Source organism: Diaphorobacter ruginosibacter, assembly GCF_014395975.1.
Taxonomy (GTDB): domain Bacteria; phylum Pseudomonadota; class Gammaproteobacteria; order Burkholderiales; family Burkholderiaceae_C; genus Diaphorobacter_A; species Diaphorobacter_A ruginosibacter.
The window spans coordinates 4,701,269-4,726,431 of the sequence record NZ_CP060714.1 but is presented as its reverse complement, the minus strand read 5'-3'; the positions used below and the strand labels follow the sequence as shown (position 1 = coordinate 4,726,431).

The 25,163-nt window shown below is 65.6% G+C and carries 22 protein-coding genes; 7 read left to right on the top strand and 15 right to left on the bottom strand.

Annotated features, from left to right (window positions below):
- Nucleotides 1-61: 61 nt before the first annotated feature.
- Nucleotides 62-1,180, bottom strand: coding sequence for a tRNA 2-thiouridine(34) synthase MnmA (gene mnmA, locus H9K76_RS21290; RefSeq protein ID WP_187597255.1), 1,119 nt, complete (start codon nucleotides 1,178-1,180; stop codon nucleotides 62-64).
- 271 nt (nucleotides 1,181-1,451) lie between these two features.
- Between mnmA and H9K76_RS21285 the strand changes: the two genes are divergently transcribed.
- Together H9K76_RS21285 and H9K76_RS21280 are read left to right on the top strand one after the other, a co-directional pair.
- Entirely contained in the window at nucleotides 1,452-2,528 is a 1,077-nt protein-coding gene (locus H9K76_RS21285) for a porin (RefSeq protein ID WP_246475186.1), read from the top strand.
- Nucleotides 2,529-2,531: 3 nt separating this feature from the next.
- Nucleotides 2,532-3,479: a LysR family transcriptional regulator gene (locus H9K76_RS21280; RefSeq protein WP_187597253.1), complete on the top strand. Its 948-nt coding sequence runs from the start codon at nucleotides 2,532-2,534 to the stop codon at nucleotides 3,477-3,479.
- Nucleotides 3,480-3,481: 2 nt separating this feature from the next.
- On the opposite strand, the gene H9K76_RS21275 is transcribed toward H9K76_RS21280, so the two are convergent.
- Both H9K76_RS21275 and H9K76_RS21270 read right to left on the bottom strand, forming a co-directional pair.
- Nucleotides 3,482-5,317, bottom strand: a complete 1,836-nt coding sequence (locus H9K76_RS21275; protein ID WP_187597252.1) for a CocE/NonD family hydrolase — start codon at nucleotides 5,315-5,317, stop codon at nucleotides 3,482-3,484.
- 8 nt (nucleotides 5,318-5,325) lie between these two features.
- Nucleotides 5,326-6,261, bottom strand: coding sequence for a Bug family tripartite tricarboxylate transporter substrate binding protein (locus tag H9K76_RS21270; protein WP_246475185.1), 936 nt, complete (start codon nucleotides 6,259-6,261; stop codon nucleotides 5,326-5,328).
- 254 nt (nucleotides 6,262-6,515) lie between these two features.
- On the opposite strand from H9K76_RS21270, the gene H9K76_RS21265 reads away from it, so the two are divergent.
- The 3 genes from H9K76_RS21265 (at nucleotide 6,516) to tcuB (ending at nucleotide 10,335) form a co-directional block, all read left to right on the top strand.
- Complete coding sequence (locus tag H9K76_RS21265; RefSeq protein ID WP_187597250.1) at nucleotides 6,516-7,481, top strand: LysR family transcriptional regulator; 966 nt, start codon at nucleotides 6,516-6,518, stop codon at nucleotides 7,479-7,481.
- A 204-nt stretch (nucleotides 7,482-7,685) separates the two neighbouring features.
- Nucleotides 7,686-9,149: an FAD-dependent tricarballylate dehydrogenase TcuA gene (gene tcuA / locus H9K76_RS21260; RefSeq protein WP_187597249.1), complete on the top strand. Its 1,464-nt coding sequence runs from the start codon at nucleotides 7,686-7,688 to the stop codon at nucleotides 9,147-9,149.
- Nucleotide 9,150: 1 nt separating this feature from the next.
- The gene (gene tcuB, locus H9K76_RS21255) at nucleotides 9,151-10,335 is read left to right on the top strand and encodes a tricarballylate utilization 4Fe-4S protein TcuB (protein ID WP_187597248.1); all 1,185 of its coding nucleotides are present in this window, start codon (nucleotides 9,151-9,153) and stop codon (nucleotides 10,333-10,335) included.
- A gap of 189 nt (nucleotides 10,336-10,524) precedes the next feature.
- Here tcuB and H9K76_RS21250 read toward each other — a convergent pair whose 3' ends face one another.
- Entirely contained in the window at nucleotides 10,525-11,151 is a 627-nt protein-coding gene (locus tag H9K76_RS21250; RefSeq protein ID WP_187597247.1) for a LysE family translocator, read from the bottom strand.
- Between the two features lie 66 nt (nucleotides 11,152-11,217).
- Between H9K76_RS21250 and H9K76_RS21245 the strand changes: the two genes are divergently transcribed.
- Nucleotides 11,218-12,198 (top strand): LysR family transcriptional regulator, encoded by a 981-nt coding sequence (locus tag H9K76_RS21245; protein ID WP_187597246.1) that lies wholly within the window; start codon nucleotides 11,218-11,220, stop codon nucleotides 12,196-12,198.
- On the opposite strand, the gene H9K76_RS21240 is transcribed toward H9K76_RS21245, so the two are convergent.
- The 9 genes from H9K76_RS21240 to H9K76_RS21200 form a co-directional block, all read right to left on the bottom strand.
- Nucleotides 12,182-12,667 carry an NUDIX hydrolase gene (locus H9K76_RS21240; protein WP_187597245.1) on the bottom strand — a complete coding sequence of 162 codons (486 nt, stop codon included), beginning with the start codon at nucleotides 12,665-12,667 and terminating at the stop codon, nucleotides 12,182-12,184. The genes H9K76_RS21245 and H9K76_RS21240 overlap by 17 nt on opposite strands.
- Nucleotides 12,668-12,812: 145 nt before the next feature.
- The gene (locus H9K76_RS21235; protein ID WP_187600779.1) at nucleotides 12,813-13,316 is read right to left on the bottom strand and encodes a GNAT family N-acetyltransferase; all 504 of its coding nucleotides are present in this window, start codon (nucleotides 13,314-13,316) and stop codon (nucleotides 12,813-12,815) included.
- Between the two features lie 43 nt (nucleotides 13,317-13,359).
- Entirely contained in the window at nucleotides 13,360-14,064 is a 705-nt protein-coding gene (locus H9K76_RS21230; protein WP_187600778.1) for a riboflavin synthase subunit alpha, read from the bottom strand.
- A gap of 217 nt (nucleotides 14,065-14,281) precedes the next feature.
- On the bottom strand, nucleotides 14,282-15,646 hold the full coding sequence (locus H9K76_RS21225; RefSeq protein ID WP_187597244.1) for an esterase-like activity of phytase family protein: 1,365 nt from the start codon (nucleotides 15,644-15,646) through the stop codon (nucleotides 14,282-14,284).
- Between the two features lie 94 nt (nucleotides 15,647-15,740).
- Nucleotides 15,741-17,453: an FAD-dependent oxidoreductase gene (locus tag H9K76_RS21220; protein WP_187597243.1), complete on the bottom strand. Its 1,713-nt coding sequence runs from the start codon at nucleotides 17,451-17,453 to the stop codon at nucleotides 15,741-15,743.
- Nucleotides 17,453-19,018 (bottom strand): polyamine aminopropyltransferase, encoded by a 1,566-nt coding sequence (locus tag H9K76_RS21215; protein ID WP_187597242.1) that lies wholly within the window; start codon nucleotides 19,016-19,018, stop codon nucleotides 17,453-17,455. Before H9K76_RS21215 ends, H9K76_RS21220 begins: the two co-directional genes overlap by 1 nt.
- 157 nt (nucleotides 19,019-19,175) lie before the next feature.
- Nucleotides 19,176-19,397, bottom strand: coding sequence for a DUF350 domain-containing protein (locus H9K76_RS21210; RefSeq protein ID WP_187597241.1), 222 nt, complete (start codon nucleotides 19,395-19,397; stop codon nucleotides 19,176-19,178).
- Between the two features lie 52 nt (nucleotides 19,398-19,449).
- Complete coding sequence (locus H9K76_RS21205; protein WP_187597240.1) at nucleotides 19,450-20,952, bottom strand: DUF4178 domain-containing protein; 1,503 nt, start codon at nucleotides 20,950-20,952, stop codon at nucleotides 19,450-19,452.
- Between the two features lie 96 nt (nucleotides 20,953-21,048).
- Nucleotides 21,049-22,107, bottom strand: a complete 1,059-nt coding sequence (locus tag H9K76_RS21200) for an SPFH domain-containing protein (RefSeq protein WP_187597239.1) — start codon at nucleotides 22,105-22,107, stop codon at nucleotides 21,049-21,051.
- Between the two features lie 214 nt (nucleotides 22,108-22,321).
- Between H9K76_RS21200 and H9K76_RS21195 the strand changes: the two genes are divergently transcribed.
- A complete protein-coding gene (locus H9K76_RS21195; RefSeq protein WP_187597238.1) occupies nucleotides 22,322-22,567 on the top strand; it encodes a DUF2061 domain-containing protein in 246 nt (81 codons plus the stop codon).
- A 679-nt stretch (nucleotides 22,568-23,246) separates the two neighbouring features.
- On the opposite strand, the gene H9K76_RS21190 is transcribed toward H9K76_RS21195, so the two are convergent.
- Nucleotides 23,247-23,840: a TlpA family protein disulfide reductase gene (locus H9K76_RS21190; RefSeq protein ID WP_187597237.1), complete on the bottom strand. Its 594-nt coding sequence runs from the start codon at nucleotides 23,838-23,840 to the stop codon at nucleotides 23,247-23,249.
- A gap of 5 nt (nucleotides 23,841-23,845) precedes the next feature.
- Nucleotides 23,846-24,979 carry a transglutaminase-like domain-containing protein gene (locus H9K76_RS21185; RefSeq protein WP_246475184.1) on the bottom strand — a complete coding sequence of 378 codons (1,134 nt, stop codon included), beginning with the start codon at nucleotides 24,977-24,979 and terminating at the stop codon, nucleotides 23,846-23,848.
- Nucleotides 24,980-25,163 lie beyond the last annotated feature (184 nt).

Below are 25,163 nucleotides of genomic sequence, written 5' to 3'. Positions count from 1 at the left end.
GGCGCCCATGGCACAAAGGGGGAGTGAACGGGCTGCCGGCCGGTGACCGGATCAGTGCGGATCAGTGATCTGCCGTGATGATGCCGCCCCCCAGGCACACGTCGCCGTCATAGAGAACGGCGGACTGCCCGGGCGTCACGGCCCATTGCGCCTCGGGAAAGTGCAGGCTGAACGCCTGCCCGTCGGCCTTCACGACGTTGCAGTTCGCATCCGCCTGGCGATAGCGGGTCTTGGCCGCACAGGCGCCTGTGGCGGGCGCATGGCCGGCAATCCAGCTTGCATCCTGGGCCTTCAGATCATGCGACAGCAGCCACGGGTGGTCATGGCCCTGAACCACGCGCAGGGTGTTCTTCTCAAGGTCCTTGCGCGCCACGAACCAGGGCGCGTGGTCGCCGGCGCCGCGCTGCGCGCCCTTTTCCTTCACCCCGCCGATGCCCAGCCCCTGGCGCTGGCCCAGCGTGTAGAACGACAGGCCCACATGCCTGCCGAGCTTGCGGCCCCGGTCGTCGAGGATCAGGCCGGGCTCGTGCTGGATGTAGCGGTTCAGGAAATCGCGGAACGGGCGCTCGCCGATGAAGCAGATGCCGGTCGAATCCTTCTTCCTCGCGTTGGGCAGGCCGATCTCCTCGGCGATGCGGCGCACCTCGGTCTTGTGCAGCTCGCCCACCGGGAACATGGCCTTCGAGAGCTGCGCCTGGTTCAGGCGGTGCAGGAAATAGCTCTGGTCCTTGGACGGATCCAGGCCCTTGAGCAGCTCGAACAGCTGCGTTTCGCTGTTCTGGCGCACGCGCGCATAGTGGCCCGTGGCGATCTTCTCGGCCCCGAGACGCATGGCGTGGTCCAGGAACGCCTTGAACTTGATCTCCGCATTGCACAGCACGTCGGGGTTGGGCGTGCGGCCTGCCTGGTACTCGCGCAGGAATTCGGCGAACACGCGGTCCTTGTACTCGGCCGCGAAGTTCACATGCTCGATCTCGATGCCGATCACATCGGCCACGGCGGCCGCGTCGACGAAATCGATGTTGGACGAGCAGTATTCGCTGTCGTCGTCATCTTCCCAGTTCTTCATGAAGATTCCGACCACCTCATGCCCCTGCTTTTTCAGCAGATGGGCGGTGACGGCGGAATCCACGCCGCCCGACAGGCCGACGACGACACGATGTTTGGAAGAAGCGCTCATTGGGTGGATTGTATTTTTTTGCCATCCCGCCTGCCCCGCTCGTGGACGCAAACCCCTTCGCACGAGACGTTTCCCAGATCGTGAAAAGCACGGCCCCTGCCCTCATGAGAGGGGCTTGTGGCTGGCATCCTCCGCATCCGCGCGGTAAACTTGTCCCGGTCCGACAAGGACTTGCGCGTGAATGCTGATGATTTCGCTCAGGTGAGCGGCATCCATGCAAGGCCCGTGCTCCGTCCCGCGGCGCGGCCGCCCACCTCCATCGGAGTCGATTTTGAAGAAAGAACTTGGCGCGCTCTGTGCGTTGCTCTCCGCCGCGATGGCGCTGCCCGCATCGGCGCAACCCAAGGATTTCACGGTCTACGGCACCATGGACCTTGGCGTGCGCCACGCGTCGGGGCTCACGGACCGGCACATGCCCGCCAGCGGATCGCAGAACAGCCTCTCCAGCGGCCTCAACGATGCCAGCCGCTGGGGCGTGCGCGGCACCACGCCCCTCGGGGGCGGGCTGAATGCGGTGTTCGAGCTGGAGTCCGGCCTCAACGCCGACACCGGCATGCCGGCGCAGGGCACGCCGTTCTTCGACCGGGGCAGTTGGATCGGACTGCAGGACACATCGGGCAACACGCTCAAGGTGGGCCGCCAGGCATCGCTGCTCGCCGATGCGCTCGTCACCATCGACCCATTGCAGCGGCGCTTTCCCGATTTCAACCCCAACATGACGGTGGGCGCGCTCGCCCGGCATGGGCTGGGCACCCCATATGGCAACACCGGCATCGACGGCAACGCCTACTGGCTCAACAATGCGCTCAAGCTCACCAACCGCACCGGCCCGTACCAGTTCAGCGCGATGTACAGCGCCGGCGAACAGGCAGGCGACCACAAGCCGCTGTCCTCCGGCGGCCTGGGCCTCGCCTGGGAAGAAAACGGCACGGCTGCGGCCGGTGCGTACCAGACCTTCAGGGACGCCAGCGGCCGACAGCTCAAGGCCTGGAACCTGGGACTGTCCCACCGCGCGGGCAATGTCCGCCTCGCCGCAAGCGCGGCGCGCAGCCAGACCGGCGACGGCGAGGCCGCACGCACGCGGCAGCGCGTGGTTTCCGTGGGTGCCACGCTGTCCACCACCCAGCAAAGCGACTGGACGCTCGCCTACTACAAGGTCGACCGCGAACGCGCCTCGCTCGCCAACGACGGCTACGGCCGCTTCGTGGCGTTCTATGAGTACCGGCTGTCGATGCGCACCAGGCTGTACGCAGAATTCGACCTGACGAACTGGGACGACGGATACCAGGGCGCGGGCAACAAGAGCCGCGCGACCGGCTTCGGGCTGGGCATGCAATACCGGTTCTGACCCATGGAGCTGCGCCAACTCCGCTACTTCGTCCGTATCGTCGAGCTCGGCTCCATGGGGCGGGCAGCGCTCGACCTGGGCATGGTGCAGTCGGCGCTGAGCCAGCAGATCAGCCGCCTCGAGGGCGAACTGTCCACGCGCCTGCTGCAGCGCACGAGCAAGGGCACGGTACCCACCGAGGCCGGCCTGGCGTTCTTCCACGAGGCGCAACTCACGCTGCGCCATGCCGATCAGGCCATCCTCGCGGCGCAGCAGGCACGGCTGTCCGGCGCGGTCAGCGTCGGCCTGTCACCGACCAATGCATCGGTGCTCGGCCTGCCGTTGATGCGCGCCATGCGCGAGCGCTACCCCGACGTGCGGCTGCACATGGTCTCCGCACTGTCGGGCCACCTCTCGAGCCTGCTCAACGCACGCCAGCTCGACCTGGCCATCCTGTTCGACACCCAGGCCGCGCGCCGCTGGAGCGTGACGCCGCTGCTCGAGGAGCGCCTGTTCCTGATCCAGTCGCGCCGCAGGCCGCTCTGGCCCCTGGCCGAGCGGATCACGCTGCAGCAGCTGCAGGAAAAGCCGCTGATCCTGCCCTCGGGCAGCCACGGCCTGCGCAGCTCGATCGTCACGGCCTGCGCACAGGCCGGCTTCCAGCCCCAGCTGGCCATGGAGATCGATTCGCTCACCATGCTGATGGAAGCCGTGGACGCGGGCCTCGGCGCAACGGTGCAGCCCTGGTCGGCCGTGAACTCCTACGAGGACGCGGCCGAGCGCTTCTGGTGGTCCGAAATCGATGATGAGCACGTGCGCCGCCAGGCGCTGCTGTGCAGCCTGTCGGACGACGAGCTCTCCCCGGCCGCGCTGGCCGCACGCGTGGTGCTGACCGACTGCGCACGGCAACTGGTGCAGTCGGGCAAGTGGATGGGCGCCCGGCTGGTCGAGCGGGGCCCCGCCCCCGCCTGAACTCAATCGCCGCGCGAAACCACGGGCAATCGCAGCACGCAGCCCCGAGGCCCTCCCAGCTCGAACGAGAACCTGGGGGGGCGACCGTGCGGCACCTGCTGGAAATGCTCCGCGTCGGCCCCGCTCAGTGACAGCTTGAGACGGCTTCCGGCCTTCAACCGCCACCCCACGGGCAGCAGCGCGATCTGCACCTGCTCCATGACGAGCGGCGTCATCCGCCGGGCATGGCTGCGCGAGTACTCGCGGTAGGGCCACACCGCCTGATAGCGCGGCGGCGGCGCACTGGTCTGCCGATGGGCCAGGCGCAGGCAGCCATCGGTGATGAAACGCAGCTGGCCATCGCTTTCGAGCTCCGAGAGATACGCGAAGATCGCGCCATCGCTTTCACTGCTGCTGAGCGTCAGGTCGAGCCGGACGTGGCCACCCAGCTCGAGATCGTCGGGCAGCGGATCCGACACGAAGGACAGCATGTGCGCCTCGTTCCGCGCCCAGTCGCTGTAGTAGTCCACCGTCGCCTGCGCCGCAAGACGCTCGAAGCGCGTGTGCGTGCCGGTGGAGACCGTGAATTTCGTCTGGTGCTCGACCGTGGCGACGCGCTCCTGCGCCGTGAGATCGAGCCTGCCCGGACGAAGATGCCAGAGCCCGGGAGACGATACGGGCGGCCATTGCGGAGCGCTTCGCCATTCCTCCGCATGCGTGCAGAAATAGTGCACGGGGTCCTCGTTCTCGATGCCGGTCGGTCGGCCCGCCAGATGATGGTCGAAGAAGCGGAGCACCTCGGCAAGAATAGGAAAGTCCGGAGCGCTCCGGCCCGGCGTGCGCCAGGGCGAGCCGTTCGCCCTCGCTCCGTGATCCCAGGGTCCGAGCAGCAGGCGGTCAGACGCCCCCTTGAGGGTCAGGAAGCGCGAGATGGAGCCATGCACGAAGGCGCTGCCGTCATACCAGCCGGAGACCGAGTAGACCGCCACCTTTCCGGCCACCTCGTGCAGGTACCAGTAGGGGCTGCATGCCCCGCTGTGCAGCTCCGGATCGTGCAGGCAGCCTTCCTCGCGGAATGCCATCTCGGCGGCCATGTCGCGCAGCATGAAGCTGTCCTTGTGCTCTTCGATCGCCTCCTGGACAAGCACGCCCTGCGGATCGTCGTCCACCGGCGCGGGACCACAGTAGCGCGGATCGCTGAAATACGCGTAGGCCTTGAGTTCATCGCGCAAGTCCCAATCCAGAGCGCGAATGAGATCGTCATAGTTCGAGGTGACCGTCTTGCACATGATCCCGCCGGGAAACACATGGTCGGAATACGTGTCGGACACCGCGAAGAGCGGTGCCACAGCCTTGACCGCCGGGTGCCCCGTGCTCCCGAGAAAGCAGGATGCCGCACCCAGGTAGGAGATGCCGGTCGCGCCGATGGAGCCATTGCACCAGGGTTGCGACGCGATCCATTCGGCCAGCTCAAGGTAGTCGCCGCGCTCCTTGGGAGAGCGGAAGGCGTCCCGCCGCCCGAAGCTCGCGCCGCTGCCCCGCACGTCAAGCACCACAAGCGCATAGCCACGCGGCACGAAGAAGTCGCGATAGATGGCGATGTTGGGTGCGGGCTCCGCACCCTCGCTGCTCACCTTGAAGCGGCGGTAGTACGGAGTCATCACGGCGATCACCGGGAAGCGGTCGCCCGGAGCATCGCCATCCATGGGCAGGTACACATCCACCGCGAGCCTGCACCCGTCGCGCATCCGCAGATATTGCGAGCGCGGTGCGCCTACCGACCATTGCGCCTCGCGGCCCCTGCTGTATTCACCGGGAGATACGGCCCACGCCGCCCCGTTCGTATCCAGATCCGACATGTCTTCCCTCAGTCCAGCGTGATATTCAGCGTCTTGATCAGATCGCCCCAGATCTTCGACTCCTGCGTGGCGCGCAACTTGATCTGCTCGCTGCTTCCGGGGATGGGGAACAGGAACTGCTCGTTCAGCTTTTTCTTGTTCTGCTCGTCATCGAGGAAGGCCGACACGGCCAAGGCCAGCTTGCCGACCACGTCGGGCGGCATCCCCGCCGGACCCACAAGGGCATACCAGCCCGGAAGCGCCGGCATGCCCGGGGCCAGCTCCTTGATCAGTGGAATGCCGGACATCCGGCTCGCGCGCCGCTCCCCCGACTGCGCCAGCGCAAGGACGGTGCCCGCCTCATACTGAGGCAGGGCGGTGACGGTCGTCACGCACATCAGGTCCGTTTCCCCCGACACCACGGACAGCAGGGCGGGGCCCGAGCCCTTGTAGGGAATATGGCGCAGATCCAGCTTCAGGTCCCGCGCGATCTTCTCCATGTAGAGGTGCGTGGAGTTGCCGAGGCCACCGCTGGCAAAGGTGAGCTTGCCGGGCTCGCGCCGCGCCCTGTCGACAAAGTCCGCCCAATTGCCGATGCCGCTGCGCTTGCTGGCAATCACCATGAAGCTGGCGTCCGCCACGGGTGCAATGTAGGTAAAGTCGTTCAACGCGTCATACGGCACCTTCTTGTAGAGGTGCTGGTTGAAGCTTGCGATGGAGACACTGGTGAGAAAGACCGTATATCCGTCCGGCCGCTCCTTGGCCACGCTGGACGAAGCAAGGATGCCGTTGGCGCCGGGCTTGTTGTCCACGACCACCGCGCCATGGAGATGCCTGGCGAGAAACTCGCCGAGCTGTCGCCCCGTGGCATCCGCTCCGGAGCCCGGGCCCTGCGGGATGACCAATTTGATCGGCCGCGTGGGAAACTCCTGCGCAAAGACCGCCTTCGCAGGAATTCCTGCCATCGCCGCCAACGCAAGAACGCTGCGCCGCTGAATACCACCGTGATGCATAGGCTCCTCGTCAATCCTTGTTGACACAACAAAATGTCGAATGGGCATTCGGGCACCCGGAATCCAGCGGGACACCATGGACGAAATGCCTGTGGTGGGCCGGGTTCCGGGGCCGGGGGGTCAGCTGCAGCAGATGCTTTCATTATTTGCAGGATCGCTCGGCGTGGGCTACTGAAATTAATCGATACACACATTAGGAATCGCTCATGCGTGACTTGGCTGACGGCTTCTCCTGGGCCAGAAAACTCAAGGTCCGGCACCTCGAATCCCTGTTGATGCTCGAGAAGGCAGGCACCCTCACCGAGGCGGCGGCCCGGCTGCACCTGACCCAGTCGGCCATGTCGCATTGGCTGGCGGAAATGGAAAGCCTGGTGGGCGCGCCCATCGTGGTTCGCGGCCGGCAGCTGGAACTCACCCCCGCGGGACAGTTGATGAAGCGCCTGGCGATCAGTGTTCTGGGCGACGTCTCGCGCATCGGCCAGGAACTTCACGCCGCCGCGCAGGGCAAGGCCTCCCACCTGCACGTGGGCAGCGTATGGGCCGGCATGGCGACGCTCCTGCCATCGACCATTACCGAATTCCAGTTGCAGCACGAGGGGGTCTCGGTAACGGTCACCGAGGAGCCCTTCAACACGCTCCTGGAACGCCTCACCCGCCGGGAGCTGGACGTCGTCGTGGGCACCATCGATGCGCGTGCGCAGCACCTGCGGATCGATCACGCCGTGCTCTTCGAGGACGAGGTCTGCGTCGTGGCCGGGCGCGGCAGCCGGTTGTGGGGCCGGTCGGAGCCCCTGCGGCTCAGCGCATTGATCGACGAGAACTGGGTCGTGCCGCCCCATGGCACCTCCATGCGCAGCCAGCTCGACTCCGCCCTGGTCGATGCGGGGGTGCCCTGGTTGCAGCCCAAGGTCGAGACGGCCGCCATCACGACGCTTCTGGCCATGCTCAACCGTGGCAACTACATCGGTATCTGCTCGGAGGAAATGACACGCTACCAGGTCGCCCGGGGGACGCTTCAGCGCATCGAGATCGACCGCGTGATCAAGTTTGGCGCCGTAGGAGTGCTCTGGAACCGCGACGTCCACTCCGCCACGGTCAATGACTTCGTACAGATCGCCAAGGCCACCTGCACCGCCGAGCGGACCGGCTCATACCGCCATCACGAATCGTGATAAGCCCATGCCGCCTTCACCGTAGGCAGGCGGCGCGGATCTTTCTACAGTTGCTTCAAGCATCCCCGCTGCGCGGTCCGGAACGACAGGACCGCCCGCTGCGGAATCAAGACGAAGACACGATATATCCACGAGGTCCGCTGTGCCCACAGATCACACCGCCCTGCTTTCAAGCCTGCGGGTTCGCCCATGCGGACAACCATCATGACGACAGAATCCTTTGACACCGACGTGCTCGTCATCGGCGGCGGCAACGCCGCGCTGTGCGCGGCCATCATGGCCCGTGAAGGCGGTGCGCGCGTGCTGCTGCTCGAATCCGCGCCGCGCGAATGGCGGGGTGGCAACTCCGGCCACACGCGCAATCTGCGTTGCATGCATGACGCGCCGCAGGACGTGCTCGTGGAAGCCTATCCCGAAGAGGAGTTCTGGCAGGACCTGCTCAAGGTGACCGGAGGCCTTACCAACGAACATCTCGCGCGCATGGTGATCCGTGCATCGTCCACCTGCCGCACCTGGATGCGCAGGCATGGCGTGATCTTCCAGCCGCCGCTCTCCGGTGCGCTGCATGTCGCACGCACCAATGCGTTCTTCATGGGCGGCGGCAAGGCCCTCGTGAATGCCTACTACCGCAGCGCCGAGAACCTGGGCGTGGAAGTGCGCTACGACGCCCCCGTGGACAGGCTGGAGATCGAGGACGGCATCTTCAAGGCCGCGTGGGTGAAGGGCCGGCGCATTGCCGCCAGAAGCTGCGTGCTGGCCGCGGGGGGCTTCGAATCGAACCGCGAATGGCTGCGGGAGGCCTGGGGCCGGAATGAGCGTGGGGAGTTTCCCGCTGACAACTTCCTGATCCGCGGCACGGCGTTCAACCAGGGCGTGCTGCTCAGGCACATGCTCGAGGACCACCATGCCGACCGCATCGGCGACCCCACGCAGGCACACATGGTGGCCATCGACGCGCGTGCGCCGCTCTACGACGGCGGCATCTGCACACGCATCGACTGCGTCTCGCTCGGCGTGGTGGTCAACCGCGAGGCCCGGCGCTTCTATGACGAGGGAGAGGATTTCTGGCCCAAGCGCTATGCGATCTGGGGCCGCCTCGTGGCGATGCAGCCGCAGCAGATCGGCTACTCCATCATCGACTCCAAGGCCATCGGCCGCTTCATGCCGCCGGTGTTTCCGGGAGTACGCGCCAACACGCTGGAAGAGCTCGCCACCAGGCTGGAGCTCGACGTTCCCACCTTCATGCAGACCATGAACGAATACAACGCCGCCTGCCGGGTGGGGCGCTTCGACCACACCGCGCTCGACGATTGCCACACGGAAGGCGTCACGCCTGCGAAGACGCACTGGGCGCGCCCCATCGACACGGCGCCGTTCTACGGCTATGCGCTGCGCCCCGGCGTGACCTTCACCTACCTCGGCCTCAAGGTGGACGACACCGCCGCGGTGCGCTTCAACGACGAGCCCAGCCGCAACCTGTTCGTGGCGGGAGAGATGATGGCCGGCAACGTGCTCGGCAAGGGCTATACCGCGGGAGTCGGCATGTCGATCGGCACCGCATTCGGGCGCATCGCCGGGCGCAATGCCGCCTTGGCCGCGCAAGGCAAGCCCGCGGCGCGGGGCGCCGTGGCCGACGACACCACACAGCACATGAAAGAGGCAGCCTGAGATGCAAACGCTGCAAGCCCTGACCCGAGACGCCGCCGAGCTGGCACAAGGCCGACCCGTTGCCATGACGCCCGCAGAAGAAGAAGTGGCGCGCGCCATGCAGATCTGCAATGCCTGCCGCTACTGCGAAGGCTTTTGCGCGGTGTTTCCCGCCATGACGCGCCGCCTGGAGTTTCCCAAGGCGGACGTGAACTTCCTGGCCAACCTGTGCCACAACTGCGGCGCCTGCCTGCATGCCTGCCAGTACGCGCCGCCGCATGAGTTCGCCATCAACATCCCCAAAGCCATGGCCGAGGTGCGCGGCGACACCTATGCGGAGTACGCGTGGCCGCCATCGTTCGGAAAGCTCTACAGGAACAACGGACTCACGCTCGCTGCCGCGCTGGCGATCGGCCTGGCGCTGTTCCTTGTCACGGCCGTGGCCCTGCACGGCGGCATGGGAGCGCTCTGGAGCCACGACACCGCGGGCAATTTCTACAACCTGTTCCCGCACAACCTGCTGGTGGGCATGTTCGCGCCGGTATTCCTGTTCGTGGTGTTCGCCCTGTCCATGGCCACGCGAAATTTCTGGAAGCAGATCAAGCCTGCCACCAGCGGCATGGATGTGAGCGCCCCTGCCGCTGCCGAGGCCACGCACGATGTGCTTCGCATGAAGTACCTCGACGGCGGTGCGGGCCAGGGCTGCCCGAACGAGGACGATGCCTATACGCTGGCGCGCCGCCGCATGCACCACTTCACGTTCTACGGCTTCATGCTGTGCTTTGCGGCGACGGCGCTCGGCACGGTCTACCACTATGTCTTCGGCATGGCGGCGCCGTATGACCTGCCGAGCCTGCCCAAGGTTCTGGGCGCGGTCGGCGGTGCCAGCCTGATGCTGGGTACCGCGGGCCTGTGGCGGCTGAACCTCCGGCGCGCACCAGACCATGGCGACCTGAAGCAAAAGCCCATGGACCTGGGCTTCATCGCACTGCTGTTCTTCGTGGCAGCCAGCGGCATCGCTCTCTGGCTGGGCCGCAGCACGCCGGCCATGGCCCTGCTGCTGTGCCTGCACCTGGGTGCCGTGATGGCGCTGTTCCTCACGCTGCCCTATGGCAAGTTTGCGCACGGCGTTTTCCGCACCGCCGCGCTGCTGCGCCACGCAACGGAAAAGCGCCAGCCCCATCCGATCGGCCTGGGCTCCGACTGATCCGAGCGCATCGTGGTTGCGCCATCGCCATCGCCCTCAGTCGCGTGACGCGGCCAGAGCCAGGGATCCTCTGCACGAGTCGATCGACAAGCAGCTAGTGCGGATCGGGATGGGCTGCAAGGCGAAAACCGCAGGGATAGCCGTAGCTATCGCGAGGATTTTCAACGCCGCAGACCGCCCGAGACCGCGCTAGCATGCGTCGATCTGAATCGTGCAGAGGGTCCCGACCCCCAGGCTCACGAGCACCGCCCCGAACACCCGGTCGATCCAGTGGCGTACGGCCAGGAGCCGGGTGCGGATCGCGGGTGCGGAGAAGCAGCAGGCCACGATGGCAAACCACACCAGGTGCACGGCCGAGATGAACACGCCGTACGACAGTTGCTGCGCAAGCATCGTGCCGGGCTTCACCACCTGCATGAACAGGCTCACCACGAACACCGTGGTCTTGGGGTTGAGCGCATTGGTGAAAAAGCCCATGCGCCAGGCAGCCCAGCCGGACAGCGGCGTTGCGGGCGTCTCTGCCTGCGTAACCGTGGCCGGTTTGCTGCGCAGCATCTGAACGCCCAGGTAGATCAGGTAGAGCGCGCCCAGCAGCTTCACACCATTGAAGAGCAGCAACGACTGCTGCATCAGCAGGCCCACGCCCAGCAGCGTGTAGCCCACATGCACCCATACGCCCATGGCGATGCCCAGCGCGGTGAGCAGGCCGGCCCGGCGCGAAAGCAGCAGCGCGTTGCGGGTCACCATGGCGAAGTCCGGACCAGGACTCAGCACAGCGAGTAGGGTGATGGTGATCACAGCAAACCATTCGTTCATGACGCAATTTCCAGGGTATCAAAGCGAAAACTGGATGTTAGAAAGCCGAAGGCGCACAATCAAACGATGATTTCTGACGATATTGGTGAACTGAACTCACAGATTGCCTCACAGCGCCTGCCATCCCTGAACGCCCTGCGCTGCTTCGAGGCAGCTGCCAGGCTCGAGCATTTCGGACAGGCCGCCACGGAGCTGCACCTGACCCACGGCGCGATCAGCCGCGCCGTGCGCTCGCTGGAAGACGACCTGGGCATCGCGCTGTTCGAGCGCCGCAGCCGCCGCGTGTTTCTCACCGATGCGGGCCGCGAGCTCGCACAGGCCGTGCAGGAGGGGCTGGAGCGCATGCGCGGCGCATGCCATCGCCTGCGCATGCGCGCTGCCAATGAACAGCGCCTCACGCTGTCCTGCGAACCCACGCTGCTGATGCGCTGGCTGCTGCCGCGCTGGCCCGCGTTCCATCGCAGGCTGGCCAGGAGCCATCCCCGCGCGCACATTCACCTGGTCGCCGGTGGCGGACCCTTCTCGTTCGGCGACGGCATCGATCTCGCGATCCGCCGAGACGATTTCAGCTGGCCGGCCAGCACCCATTCGGACAGGCTCTTCGCGGAGCGGATCGGCCCCGTGTGTCGCGCCGACCAGGTCCGGCGCTGGTTCGGACCCCAACTGGAGTTGCGTGCCAGCACGCCGCTGCTGCACACGCGCACACGGCCTTCGGCATGGCGCACCTGGGCGCAGATCAGCGGGCGGGAGGTCCCTTCGGCGGCACGGCCCCAGATGTACGAGCATTTCTATTTCAGCCTGCAGGCAGCGATCGCAGGCCTGGGCGTGGCCATCGGCACGCAGGAACTGACCGCCGAGGACGTGCGCAGCGGGGTGCTGGCCGCGCCGCTGGGCTTCATCGAGGACGGATCGAGCTACTGCCTGCTCGCACCCGCGCCCCCTGCACCCGGCAGCGTGCATGAGCAGTTGCTGAAATGGTTGCAGGGCGTGTCCGCAGCCGCGGGCAAGGCGACGGGAGGCCGCCGCCCCGTCAAAGCGGGGACTTGAACACGCTGTCGTGGGTGAAGACCATGTCGAGCGGGTAACGCTTGCCGCTCAGGTAGTCCTCGATGTTGCGCACGACGAAGGGACTGCGGTGGCGCTCGGCCGTGGCCTTGATTTCGTCGAACGTCATCCATACGGCGCGCACGATGCCATCGTCCAGCGCACGCCATCCATGGTGCGCGGCAGCCTTGCCGCAGAACGTGAAACGCATGTAAGTGATGTCGTCACCTGTACGCGTGCGCACAAAGCGGTTCATGTAGACGCCTACCAGGGCCTCGGGAACGAAGTCGTAGCCTGTCTCCTCCAGCACCTCGCGCACGCAGGCCTGGACAGGCGATTCGCCAGGGTCCAGGTGGCCGGCGGGATTGTTCAGGCGCAGGCCATCGGCCGTGTCCTCTTCAATCAACAGGAAATGACCGTCTCGTTCGATGACGGCTGCTGCGGTGACGTTGGGCTTCCAGCGATTTGGCATGCGGCATTATGGCAAGTGTGTTTTACATAGCTTGATTGCATGTATGGAATCACACACTTGATAACAATAAATGCTTGCAAAACGCGGGAAATTGCGAGCAAACAATGAAGTCCGTGGGTGCAGTTTCGGCATGCGCACGGAAGGCTCAATCCCATCGTGCCAGCATGTAGACGGCATCGTCGCCGTAGGTGGCAAGGCGCGCGCGCTGTGTCGCATCGGCCAGCGCGTGCAGGGCATAGCCCTGCCGTTCCCAGTAGGCCTGCGAGCCTTGCACCGAGACCAATCCCGAATACGGCAGCCGCCCCGCCAGCGAAGACCGCGCCATCGCGCGCATCTCCTGAAGCAGGGTGTGTGCCAGGCCCTGACCCGCGTACCCGGGGTGCACCGCCATGTCGTGGAGATAGAGTGTGTCGGGAGCGAGCACCGGCTCGAAATCGCCATGCAGCGGAGTGACCTTGGCCGCCATGCTGCGATAGGCCGCAAGATAGGCGCAGACGCTACCCTCGTGCTCGATCACCAGCGAACAGTTCGCAGCGCTGCGCAGGCGGCGTGCAAACACCTCCGTGCTTTCGGCAAATCCTTCGCCATAGCAGGCGATCTGCACCTCCATCAGCCCCGGCAGGTCGGACGGCTGCAGGGCGCGGGTCATCCAGCGGGACACGACGCTTGATCTCCGTATCGCCTGGAGGGCGTCAGTGCGGAAGCCTCGGCGCCTGGACGAAATCCTCCAGCGACAGGCCCTTTTCCTTGAGCAACGCCTCCAGCACCGGCTGCAGGCGCCCCAGGCTCTCCTGCACGGTCTCGCGCACCGTGTCGACCACCACCTGCGTGCCGCGTTCGATCTCCACGTTGAGCCTGTCGCCCGCCTTCTTGTCGCCGAACACGGTGGCACGCAGCGTCTCGGGAATCAGCCAGACTTCGAACCAGCCCTCCTGGCGGTTCACCTCGGCCACCGTCAGGCTCGCGCCGTGGATGGCGATGTAGCCCTTGGCGAACACGTAGCGGCGAAAGCCCTCGGGCACGGCCACGCGCCACACGACGTTGTTCTCGAGGTGCCTCACTTCGGCCAGCGTGGCGGAAAAATCGATATGCCCCGACAGCGGATGCCCGCCGATCTCGGCACCATCCTTCGCCGCGCGCTCGACGTTCACGCGGTCTCCCACGCCGTAGCTGCCCAATGTGGTGACGTTCAGGCTCTGCAGCATCACGTCGAAATTCGCGCGCGTGGGAGAAACCAGCTCGGTCACCGTGAGGCATACGCCGTCGGTGGAGACGCTCGCGCCGATCTCCAGGTCCTTGCAGAAGCCGCCTGGGAACTCCAGCGTGAAAGTGCGCAGCCCTGCGCGATCTTCGATGGCGGCGATGCCCGCCGTGGCTTGAACGATGCCGGTGAACATGGATTGCTGTGCCGAGGCGCTGGCCGTCGTGCCGGCCCCACGCCCCGTATTTCGTGGAAACATTCAATTCTGCCATCCACGAATAAAGAACCGCGCGAGTATGGCTACTCGCGCGGCAAGGCTTGCACCACTCTACCTTTTGCGCGCGCCTCGCAGGCCGATCCGTTGCCGGCTCCCGAACGCGCGCTTCTCGTTGTTCAGCACGCAGGCCGCGCGATCACTTCGCGCGCAGGAAATCGCCCACTTCAAGCAGCACCAGTTCGTTGTCGTCCTGCTTGTTGGGGTCGCGGCTGGAACTGAACGGCAGGTTGTTGTCGTTGCCGACCACGATGTGGCTGGCATCGACCACATCCACGTTCTCGATCGTGAAGAACGGGAACTTGAGCACGCCGTCATGCAGCGGCTTCTTCGCGAGCTTGCCTGGGTCCTGGATGTTCAGCAGGTCGATGTGACCGATCTTGCGCAGTTCGCCGCCGGCGTTCGCATCCGTCAGCTCCACCTTGTAGACGCGCTTGAACTTCGCGATGTCGTCGAAGCAGTCCTTGCGCTTCTCGCCGGCCGGGCAGGCCTTGTCGGCCATGCCTTCGCCGTTGTCGCGCTCGATGATGAGGCCCGTGGTCTCGTCGATCATGTTGAAATCGCCGATGGCATGGTGATTGGCCTCGAGCACATACTTCCAGCTGCGGCCGGTCCATTGCTCGGCCTTCACGTCGAACTCGAGCACGCGCAGGAACTGCTTGCCGCCATCGACGCTTTCATAGGCCTTGGCCTCGTCGTTCCACATCGGCCCTTCGAGCAGCGCGTACAGCTTGCTGCCGTCGCGGGAGGATGCCATGCCTTCGAAGCCCTTGGAGCGCTTGACCTGGAAGGCGGCCATCTTCGCGTCGGGTGCACCGGGCGTCACGATGCCGGGCGCATCGGGCGAGCGCACCACCTTGCCGTCGACCTTGGTGTCGAACACCGCCTGCACCTTGCCATTCAGGTCGGCCTTGATCAGGTAAGGGCCGAACTCCTCGCCGATCCACAGCGATCCGCCCGCGAACTGGAAGCTCTCGGGGTCGAAGTCGGAGCCCGTCAGATAGCGTTGCTTCGTGCCTTCCTGCACGATGCGGAACGGCACCTTGTTGTCGGGGTCATGCAGGAAGACGGTCTTCAGGCGATCGAACTTTCCGCTCTTGAAATCCACCTTGTAGTGGTTCAGGTAGAGCATGAAGTCGGGCGAATTGGCCTTGGCGCCCGCACCGTTGTCCGTGAGCACCCAGAACGTGCCGTCGGCCATGCGCTTGATGCCGGAATGGCCCTGCAGCGGCTGGCCCTTGAAGGGCAGCGAGACCCCGGTCGGGCGGCCATTGGACAGGCCCTCGATGCTGCCCGCCTGGTCGACACGCTTCGCCGTCGTGAACTTGCCGCTCATCTGCAGATCGGCGGGTGCGTCCTTGGGCGCCGCAACGAACGACTGCGCTGGCAGCACGGCATGGCCCGCCAGCGTGGCGGAAAACGCCTGGTCGGCACGGGCCTGCGCCGCGATGGCTGCGCCCGCGAGAACGATGACGGCGGTAGCGATTTTCTGGAGTTGGTGCATTTTCGAAGGCTTCTCGATACGAAAACCCGCAACCATGCCGTGCCGGTGTGACAGGGGCATGAATCCGCCCCCGTCCCGGATGGCGATCCGCCAGTCAGCCCGCCGCGGCCAGTGCGCCGGCGGCAAAGCCGCGCGTGAAGGCTTCCTCGAAGACCGAGTAGCCCGACCAGTCCGCGTGTGCGAACAACAGACGCCCCTCTGACGGCGTGGGCGTGAGGGCCACGCGCTCGCCATTCAGCAGCGCGGCCTTGCGCCCTTCGCCATGCGCATGCGCCCCCAAGCGGCCAAGGAAAGCCTGGTCGCCGGGCACCGGGATCGACATGGCGTGGCCGTAACGCGTGATCTCGATGCGCGTGGCGCGCTGCGCCAAGTCGGGATGGGCACCCGAGAGCGAAGCGAGGATCGGGTCTGCCCAGTAGCGCCACGGCTGCTCGGACAGCAGCCGTCGGCCGTCCCGCAGGTCGCCAAGCGCCTGGTAGTAGCTCAGCACCGTGGGTGCCGGGCGTGGATCCAGGCGCTGGTGGCCCGCGTCGACATAGCCCAGGCCGCCTGTCACCGCATCGCCGAACAGCACGTTGTCCCAGGCGGGCGCCGCGCCTTCACGATCGGCCAGCGGTGCATCGATATGGATGTTCGCGACCAGCCAGGGTGCCCACTGCAGCCGCCCGGCGGCATCGCGCAGGAACTGCGGCGCATCCCGCACCACGCGGGCCGCCACGAACACCGGCAGAGCCACCACGCAGCGCTCCGCGATCCAGCGCTCGATGCGGTCCGACGCCGCGTTGTGCACATCCACCTCCACGCCATGGCGGGCCTGCGCGATGCGCAGCACGCTCCCGCCCACGCGCAACTGGCCGCCCCTGGCGAGCGGCACGGCCAACTGCCTGCTGAGCCAGCCGTTGCCCTCGGGCCAGGTCAGCACGGCATCGCGGTCCGCGTCATCGCCGCCGCCGTCCTCGCCCGGCGCGTGAAAGCCATGCCGGCTCGCAAAGTACGCAATCGCAGCCCACGCGGAGACACGGGAAAGGCCCGCGCCGTAGTCGTCGCGGCACGAATAGTCGAGATACCAGCGCAGTTGCGGATCGTCGAGCCCGTTGGCGGCAAGCCAGGCATCCATCGTCTGCGCGTCGAGCGCAAGATGCGACGCGGGCAGGCCGCGTCCATGCATCCACGTCTTCATCGCCGGCATGGTGAAGGGCGCGTCGCGCGAGGCCCGGGCCACCAGGGCGGAGAACTGCCGGTACTGCTGCAGCGTGCGCTGCGACACCCCCTGCAGCGGCAGCAGCCCCTCCTGCCAGTGACCGTTGAAGAACAGGCGCTCCTGCGGGCTATGGCAGAGGGCCATCTCGTCGTACTGCCAGCGTCCGGCCGCGCGCCTGCGCAGGCCGAGCTCCTCCAGGAAATCCTGCACCTCGCGCGCATCATCGCCGGGTACGGGCAGGTAGTGCGCTCCCATCGGGCAGGCAATGCCGTTCACGGCCGTCCCGCGGCTGTTGCCGCCTGCCTGGTCCTCGAGTTCGATCAGCGCGAAATCCTCCACGCCCGCGAGCCGCAGCGCACGCGCGGCGGAAAGTCCCGCAATGCCGCCGCCGGCGATCACCACCCGGGTACGACGCTCCACTGCGGGCGCAAGCGCCGACGCGTCGCCACGTTTGAGTCGATCACGCAGCGCGTGCCCACGGTCCATGCCGATGCCGGTGAAGCCGCCCTGCAGCTCCCGCGCGGAGGGCTCGCAGGCCGCAAGCAGGCCCGTGCCCGCGAGCGCCGCTGCGGCCTGAAGGATCTGGCGGCGGGAGACGCCCGGCATCAGTGCGCCACCTCGCCCCATTCCTGCTCATAGGTGTGCACCAGCACCTGGTTCGACAGGCGGTTCACCTGCGTGGGCACACGCGCCATGTCGACCGGGAAATCGAACATCAGCGGCAGCGATGCAGGAGACAGGAACCGGAGCCCCTCGGGAAGCTTCTCGGGCAGGCGCCACGGCCTGCGGCTCGCGATCACGAAGCCCCACTCCCCGAAACTCGGCACGTGCGCGTGGTAGGGCCTGGCGGAGAGGCCCACCGATTCGATGGTCTCCACCACGGTCCAGAAGCTCTTGCGCGCGATCAGCGGCGACGTGGTCTGGATGACCGCATAGCCGCTCGCCGCAAGGCGCTGATCGAGCAGCGCGTAGAAGCTGTTGGTGAACAGCTTGCCGATCGCAAAATTCGTCGGATCGGGAAAGTCCACGATGATCACGTCGAAGGTATCCGTTCCCTGCTGCAGCCACTGGAACGCATCGGTGTTGATGATCTTCACGCGCGGGTCTTCGAGCGCGTGCCGGTTCAGCCTGGTGAGCATCGGATGCTGGCTGAACAGGTCGGTCATCGCAGGATCGAGTTCCACGAGCGTGACCGATTCGACACCCGGGTACTTCAGGACTTCGCGCACCGCCATGCCGTCGCCGCCGCCGAGCACCGCCACGCGCCGGGGCGCACCGTGCGCGGCCATCACGGGATGCACCAGCGCCTCGTGATAGCGGTATTCATCACGCTCGGCAAACTGCAGGTTGCCGTTCAGGTACAGCCGGTATCCGGGTTTGCCGTGCGTGACCACGATGCGCTGATAGGACGTAGCGCTGGAGAGCACGATGCGGTCCTGGTAGAACTTGTCCTCGGCGAAGCGCGTGATGTGGTCGGCACCCAGCAGCCCCGCGAACAGTGCCAGCAGCACCAGCGCACACGCCACGGCATGGGACTTGAAGCGCCGCAATTCCTTGCGGAACAGCCACAGCGCCCACACTGCCACGGCCGCGTTCATGAAGCCGAACAACAGCCCCGTGCGCACCAGCCCGAGCTGCGGCACCAGCAGCAGCGGGAACGCCATCGACACCGCGAGCGCGCCCAGGTAATCGAACGTGAGCACCTGGGACACCAGGTCCTTGAGCTGCACATTGCGCTTGAGAATCCGCATCACCAGCGGAATCTCGAGACCGACGAGCGTGCCCACCAGCAGCACCATGCCATACAGGAGCACCCGGAACGCGCCCGGCGCATAAGCGTTGGACAGGAACAGGATCGCCGGCAGCGAGCCGCCGACGAGCGCCACCATCAGCTCGATGCGCAGAAAATGCGCGGGTAACTGGCGTTCAAAATAGCGCGACAGCCACGAGCCCACACCCATCGCGAACAGATAGGTGCCGATGATGGTGGAGAACTGCAGCACCGAATCGCCGAGCACATACGATGCCAGCGCACCCGCGGCCAGCTCGTACAGCAGCCCGCAGGCGGCAATGACGAACACGCTGGCAAGCAACGCGATGTCGATGGGGCGCGCGGTGCCCGCGGGAGCCTCGGGCTCGGGGATGATGAGGGGGTCGCTGTGGGAATTCATGGAGGTGGTGCCGTCACGCACGCTTTCTGGCCCCCTCGGCCTCTTGGCGGAGAGGGTGAGTGTGAGGGAACGGCTGAACGCGCCCGGCGCTTCACGCGGATGCGGTCATCGTCCTCACCCTGCCCTCCCCAGCCTGCGGGAGAGGGAGTGGACGCAGTCAATGAATCGCGGCGGCGACGATGATGCTGATGCCCAGGCACATGGCAGCGACGACCATAGCAAGCGCCTTGTTGTGCTTCTCGACGATCTCCGCCCACAGGTCATAGGGCGTGATCTTGTCAACGATCACGAAGCTCACCCAGAAGATCACCACGCCAATCAGTGCGTACAAGATCGAGCCCAGCAGTGCCGCCGGCTTCAGCCATTCCATAGCGTTCATTTCAAAATCTCCCTGAATTCAAACCAATCACACGCCCGCCACGTCGGCAGGCTCACTTGTGTCCACCACCCGAAGAGTACCCGCCATACGATCCGCCCGAGCTGCGATACCCGCTGCCGCCGGATGAGCTGGTGCAGGTGCTCAGGATAATGAGGATCACGAATATCACCACCAGGATCAGGATGACCGTGCCGCAGCCTATGCCCTTGGCGGACAGCACGGGCGCAGCGTCCTCGCGCTTGAACCGCGCGAGCTTGTCGGTCATCTTGAACGCGTTGGCGACGACGACGGCATCGATGCGCTCACCGTGGGACCAGGTCACCTCGCCCTTGGACTCCTCGCGGGAAAGCACGGCCTTGCCGCTCGAGCTCTCGAAGTCGCTGTTGAAGGTGGTCTGTCCGCGCACCACGGGCCAATAGAACTCGCCCACGACGTAGCTGGTCTCGGCCTTGTAGCTGTATTGCAGCTCGTAGTTCGTGCCGAGGTACTTGGTGCTGTTCGCCCCCCGGTTGTACTTCGGTGCCCCCGTGGTCGGGCGCACCAGGCTCCAGCCGTCGGTGGAATCCACGAGGAAGATGAAGCCGCGCTTGCGGTGGTAGAGCAGGTATTCGTCCCAGCCGAACCACTCGTCGTCGCCGGGCTCCACACCCATGCGGTGCTGGAAGCCCACCACCTGCCACTTCGCGCCCTCGAATTCGCCGATGCGGCCCAGCGCGATCATCGGCTCCACGGGCTCGTCCTGTGCCGCAAAGCGCATCTCGCCGCCCACACCCTGGCTCAGGTCGATGATGCTCTTGCAGGAGGGGCAGGTGCATGACTGCGTGCTGTCCAGCGCCACCGTGACCGGTGCGCCGCAATTGGGGCAGTTGAACTGGCGCGCGCGCTCGTCCTTGACGGAGGCTCCATCCTTGAGCCCCTTCATGTTCAGGGCTTCGAGCCGCACGGCGTAGCCGCGCTGGATCTGCGGCGGCGTGGTGCCATAGTCGATCGACAGCACCTCGCCATCGTCGCTGCGCAGCTCCACCACAGTGAACGGCTGGCCCAGTGGCGCCAGCCTGGGCAACTCGCCCTGCGCCGCCACGAGCGACGCCTGCAGGTTCGTGCTGACGCTGAACTGTTTGCCGCCCACGGCCGTGGTCATGCCCACACGGAAGCGATCCGCGGCGGGAACGTCGCGGCCGAGCGGCGCGCCACGGGTGAAGACGAAGTTGCCGTTGTCCTCGCTCAGCGTGGCCAGGCTGCCGTCGGGCAGGAATGCGTTCCACTCGTTCCAGCTGCCCTGCTCGCCCTTGTACTGCGCGCGCCCCACCAGCATGAAGGGGACGCTCTTGCCGTCGATCGGCATCGTGCCGGACGCACCGAGCTGCAGCGGCGAATAGTCGTCGAACACCTCGGCCATCTTGCCGATGCGCTTGAGCACCTCGCCATCGCGCACCACGGTGCTCTGGCAGTAGGGACAGACCGCGTAGATCGACTGCGCGCTCCTGAACTCCACAGGCGCGCCGCAACCCGGGCAGGGCGCGGAATAGGAACGCTGGGTCGCGCTATCTGCCATAGATCAGTTCATCTTGTTGGTACACGGCGCCGCTGCAGGCCTCCTCTCCAGAGCCTGCGGCGGTCGCCCTCGCGGAAGACACGGGCACGCGGAAGATCACACCAGCTTCTTGAGCAGCTCGGTCTTCTTCGCGTCGAATTCTTCCTGCGTGAGGATGCCCTTGGACTTGAGCTCGCCCAGCTTCTCGAGCGTGGCCATCACCTCCTCGGGCTTCATCGCGGCAGCCGCCGGTGCGCCCTGGGGTGCAGCAGCCTGGGGCGCTGCGGCAGCACCACCGCCTTGCAAGCCCTGCTGCAGGTTCTGCGCGAGCACCTGGCCCAGCGCCACGCCGGCGCCCAGGCCCATCGCATCGCCCGCGATACCGCCGCCCTGGCCCGCGCTCTCCGCGAACTTCGGGATCGATTGCGCGGTCTGGTACTGCATGAACTTGCCCATGTCGTTGCCGACCATGCCCATGCCGATCTTCTGGTCGAGGATCTTCTGCAGTTCCTCGGGCAGCGACACGTTCTGCACGGTCATGCCTTCGAGCTTCAGGCCGATCTTCTCGAGCGCCGGAGTCAGGTCCTTCGCAAGCGCATCGGCGAACATGATCTGGTTCGCCGCAAGGTCGAGGAACGGCACGCCGCTCGCGGCAATCGCCGTGCTGATGTGCTGCAGGATGACGCCGCGCAACTGGCCGTCGAGGTCATCGACCGTGTAGTTGTCGCGCGTGCCGGAGATCTCGGTGTGGAACAGCTTGGGATCGGCCACGCGGTAGGCGTAGTTGCCGAATGCGCGCAGGCGCACCATGCCGAAATCCTGGTCGCGGATGGTGATGGGCTGGGGCGTGCCCCACTTCTGGTCGATCTGCTGGCGCGTGCTGAAGAAGTAGACATCGCTCTTGAAGGGCGACTCGAACAGCTTGTCCCAGTTCTTCAGGTAGGTCAGGACCGGCAGCGTCTGCGTGGTCAGCTTGTACGTGCCGGGCATGAACACGTCGGCCACCTTGCCTTCGTTGACGAACATGGCCAGCTGCGACTCGCGCACGACGAGCGTGGCGCCATTCTGGATTTCCATGTCGCGCATGGGGAAGCGCCATGCCAACGTGCCATCGCTGTCCTCAGTCCATTGAATGATGTCAATAAACTGTTTCTTGATGAAGTCCATCAGTGCCATGAAAACGCTCCCGCTCCGTGAATGAAATCGTTGGGATGGTGGCTGAGCCACCGAACCTGCGCATCATAGCGACTCGCTACTGACGCTTCATCACAAACACACGTGGTTACGAGTCCTGCCCATGTGCTGCCTATCGCGGCGTTCAAGACTTTCGATTGGCCCTTGAAGATGAGAACAACTATCATTAAACCATCTTCAAAAGGAACTCCCGATCATGACCCGCCTGCTCGATGCCGCCCGCCACAACCGGCTCACATTGATGAAGACCGGCAGCTACTACCTCATCCACATCTGCGTCGCCGCGATGGTGGCCTATGCCGTCACCGGCAACCTGATCGCCTCGCTCACGCTCAGCCTGCTGGAGCCCACGGTGCAGGCGGTGGCCTTCTTCTTCCATGAAAAGGTGTGGGAGCGCTCGCTCAAGCGACGCGGCACCGCTGCTGCAATGCAGGGAGCCTGACATGCTGACACGCTGGTTCCAGGCCTTCTGGCGATGGTTGGTGACGGGATGGCAGGTGCGTGCGGAGGTGCATTGAGTTGGCACTCAAACTCCTAGGGGCGATGCTCCCTCCTTCCTCCTCCCCACGGCGCCAGAAGGTACGAGCCATCTGAGGTGTAGTGGTTGTTTTGAGGGTGGAGGCCGGGAGTGCCCCCGGCGGGGCAGTAACTTTTTGCGCGCGCAAAAAGTCACCAAAAAAGCGTCTTAATACCCACGGCAAAACTCGCTTTGCGCCTGCGGCGCGCCGCTCAGACAGCCGCCGTGAGTCAGATGAGGGGAGGAGCATTCGGCACATCGCTGCGCTCGTGCTTTCACATCTCGCGACTTCGCGAGATGTGCAGTGTCCCAATTCACCCCTGTGGTTCAAAAGTGGCGCTGTCGGCTCGCCCGAAGTCGGGCGAGCAGGCACGAGCGCAGCGATGTGCCGAGTGCACCTCTTCCAAACTGACTCGCGGTGGCTGTCTGAACGGAGCGCGCAGCGCGAAGTGAGTTTTACCGCGTGCCCCCGCATTGAAAGCGCATTTTTGGTGACTTTTTGGGCAAGACCAAAAAGTTACTGCCCCGCCGGGGGCAGTCCCGGCCTCTGCCACAAACCACCCAGCAGAAGAATCTCAAGACAAGATAAGCAAGAGCCGCCAACTCAGCCCCCCATCACCAATTGCAACTTCGCCTGCGCATCAGAGTCCGTCCAATCCATCTCCCCCACATGCCAGAACCGGATCTCCCCCTTGGCATCCAGCACGAAACTGGTCGGCAGCGCATACGCACTCCAGGCCTTCATCTGCGTCTGGCTCCGGTCCAGCAGCACACGCCCCTCGAACGGGACCTCCTTCAGGAACTGCAGCACGCGCGCAGGCATCTCGCCATGGTTCACGGCCACCACCTGCAGATGCTTGTCCCCGTACAGGTCCATCAGCATGTTGAACGACGGCATCTCGAGACGGCAGGGACCGCAGTACGAAGCCCAGAAGTTCAGGATCAGCGGCCGTCCGGTAAACGCCTTGAGCGTGACCTGCTGGCCGTCGAGCGTCTGTGCCAACAGCGCGGGCGTGGCGCCCTTTTTCCAGGGTCGCAGCTTGCCCCCGCTCGCCTCCTTCGCATCGGCAGGCTGCACGGCATGGCTGGGCCGGAGGGTGCCCGCCAGCCCGCAAGCCACGCAGGCCAGGGCGCCAAGGTGGCGCAAGTGGGCTCTGCGGTGCTGCTGCAGGTGCGGCGCGCTGTGCTTCTTCTCCATGGCGATCAGGCCAGCTTGCGCGAGGCGATGGTATAGCTGAAGTTCGCCGGATCGAGGCTGTCCAGGCGACCGTTGGCGGTCTCGCCCTGGGGATACATCAGGAAGCCCTCCACGCGCTCGGAGCCCGGCAGGCGCACGTCGGCGGCCGTGTTGTAGGCCATCCAGTTGCCTTCCCAGGCGCCGAACAGCAGGGCCTTGGCGGCACGCACCTTGGGCGCATCCTTGGGCAGCCCGCCCGGCTGCTCTTCGAGCATGACCTTGGCGACGTCGGCCGGATCGACCGGCACCCAGCCAAGGCCCTCGGCATGGAACTGCGCGCGGCAGTGCTGTGCCTTCGTGATGTCGCCGCTCTTGCCCAGGCTCTTGAAGCCGCGTGCGGAGTCCTCCACGCGCACGCCGTACACGTCGCGCGCTGGCACGCCCACGGCACGCGCCAGCGCCGTGAACAAGCCGTTCAGGTCGGCACATTTGCCCGACAGGTTGCCCGACGTGAGCGTGTAGCTCACGTCGCCCGTGCCGCAGCCGGCCACGGCGGGGTTGCGCGTGGCATTGGCGACGATCCATTCATAGATCGCGCGGGCCTTGCCGACCGCGTCCCTGGGATGGCCTGCGTCGGCCTGAATCCGGTCGGCCGTCTCCTTGACGATGCCATGCAGCGGCGCGAGCGAGGTCGGCTGCAGGTAGGGGCGCAGCGCCGCAGCGGGCAGCCTGCGTTCGTGGCCGCTGCCTCCCAGGTCGGCGGCAATGTCGCGCGTGGCGATGCGGCTGGTGATTTCCACCGTCTGCGCCGCGCTGGCGTCGGCCCATTCGACCATGACCATGCGCACGTCGCTTCCGGGCTGCGCGACGAGTTCGACCTTCTTCGCGCCCGGGGCGTTGAAGCTCAGGTCGAGCGTGTGCTGGTAGTTCTCGAGGTGCTTGACGGGCACGGGGATCCACACGCGTGCACGGGGTGTTTTCTCGGACACCTGCACCTTGGTGGTGATCTCGTACTGGCGCCAGCCCTTGAGGCTGTCTTCGGAGGGCGCGGATGCGGCCAGCGCGCCGCGGAACGAGCCGGCCGAGGCGGCCAGAGTGGACAGGGCGATGAAATGGCGGCGCTGCAGGGGCATCGTTGGCTTTCGCAAAGTGAGGTTCATGAAGATGAGGACTCCCTTGCGAGCACCTGCGGCATGTGTCGGAGGACGATGATGCGCCGCCCGTCGGACGAAAACCATGGAAATCTCGACACTGCAGGACCTGCAAGAGTGCCCGGATCGTATCACCTAGGGAGCCTCTGCATAACCTTCGCCAATAGGCTGGACGTGGATCGGGATGAGCCGC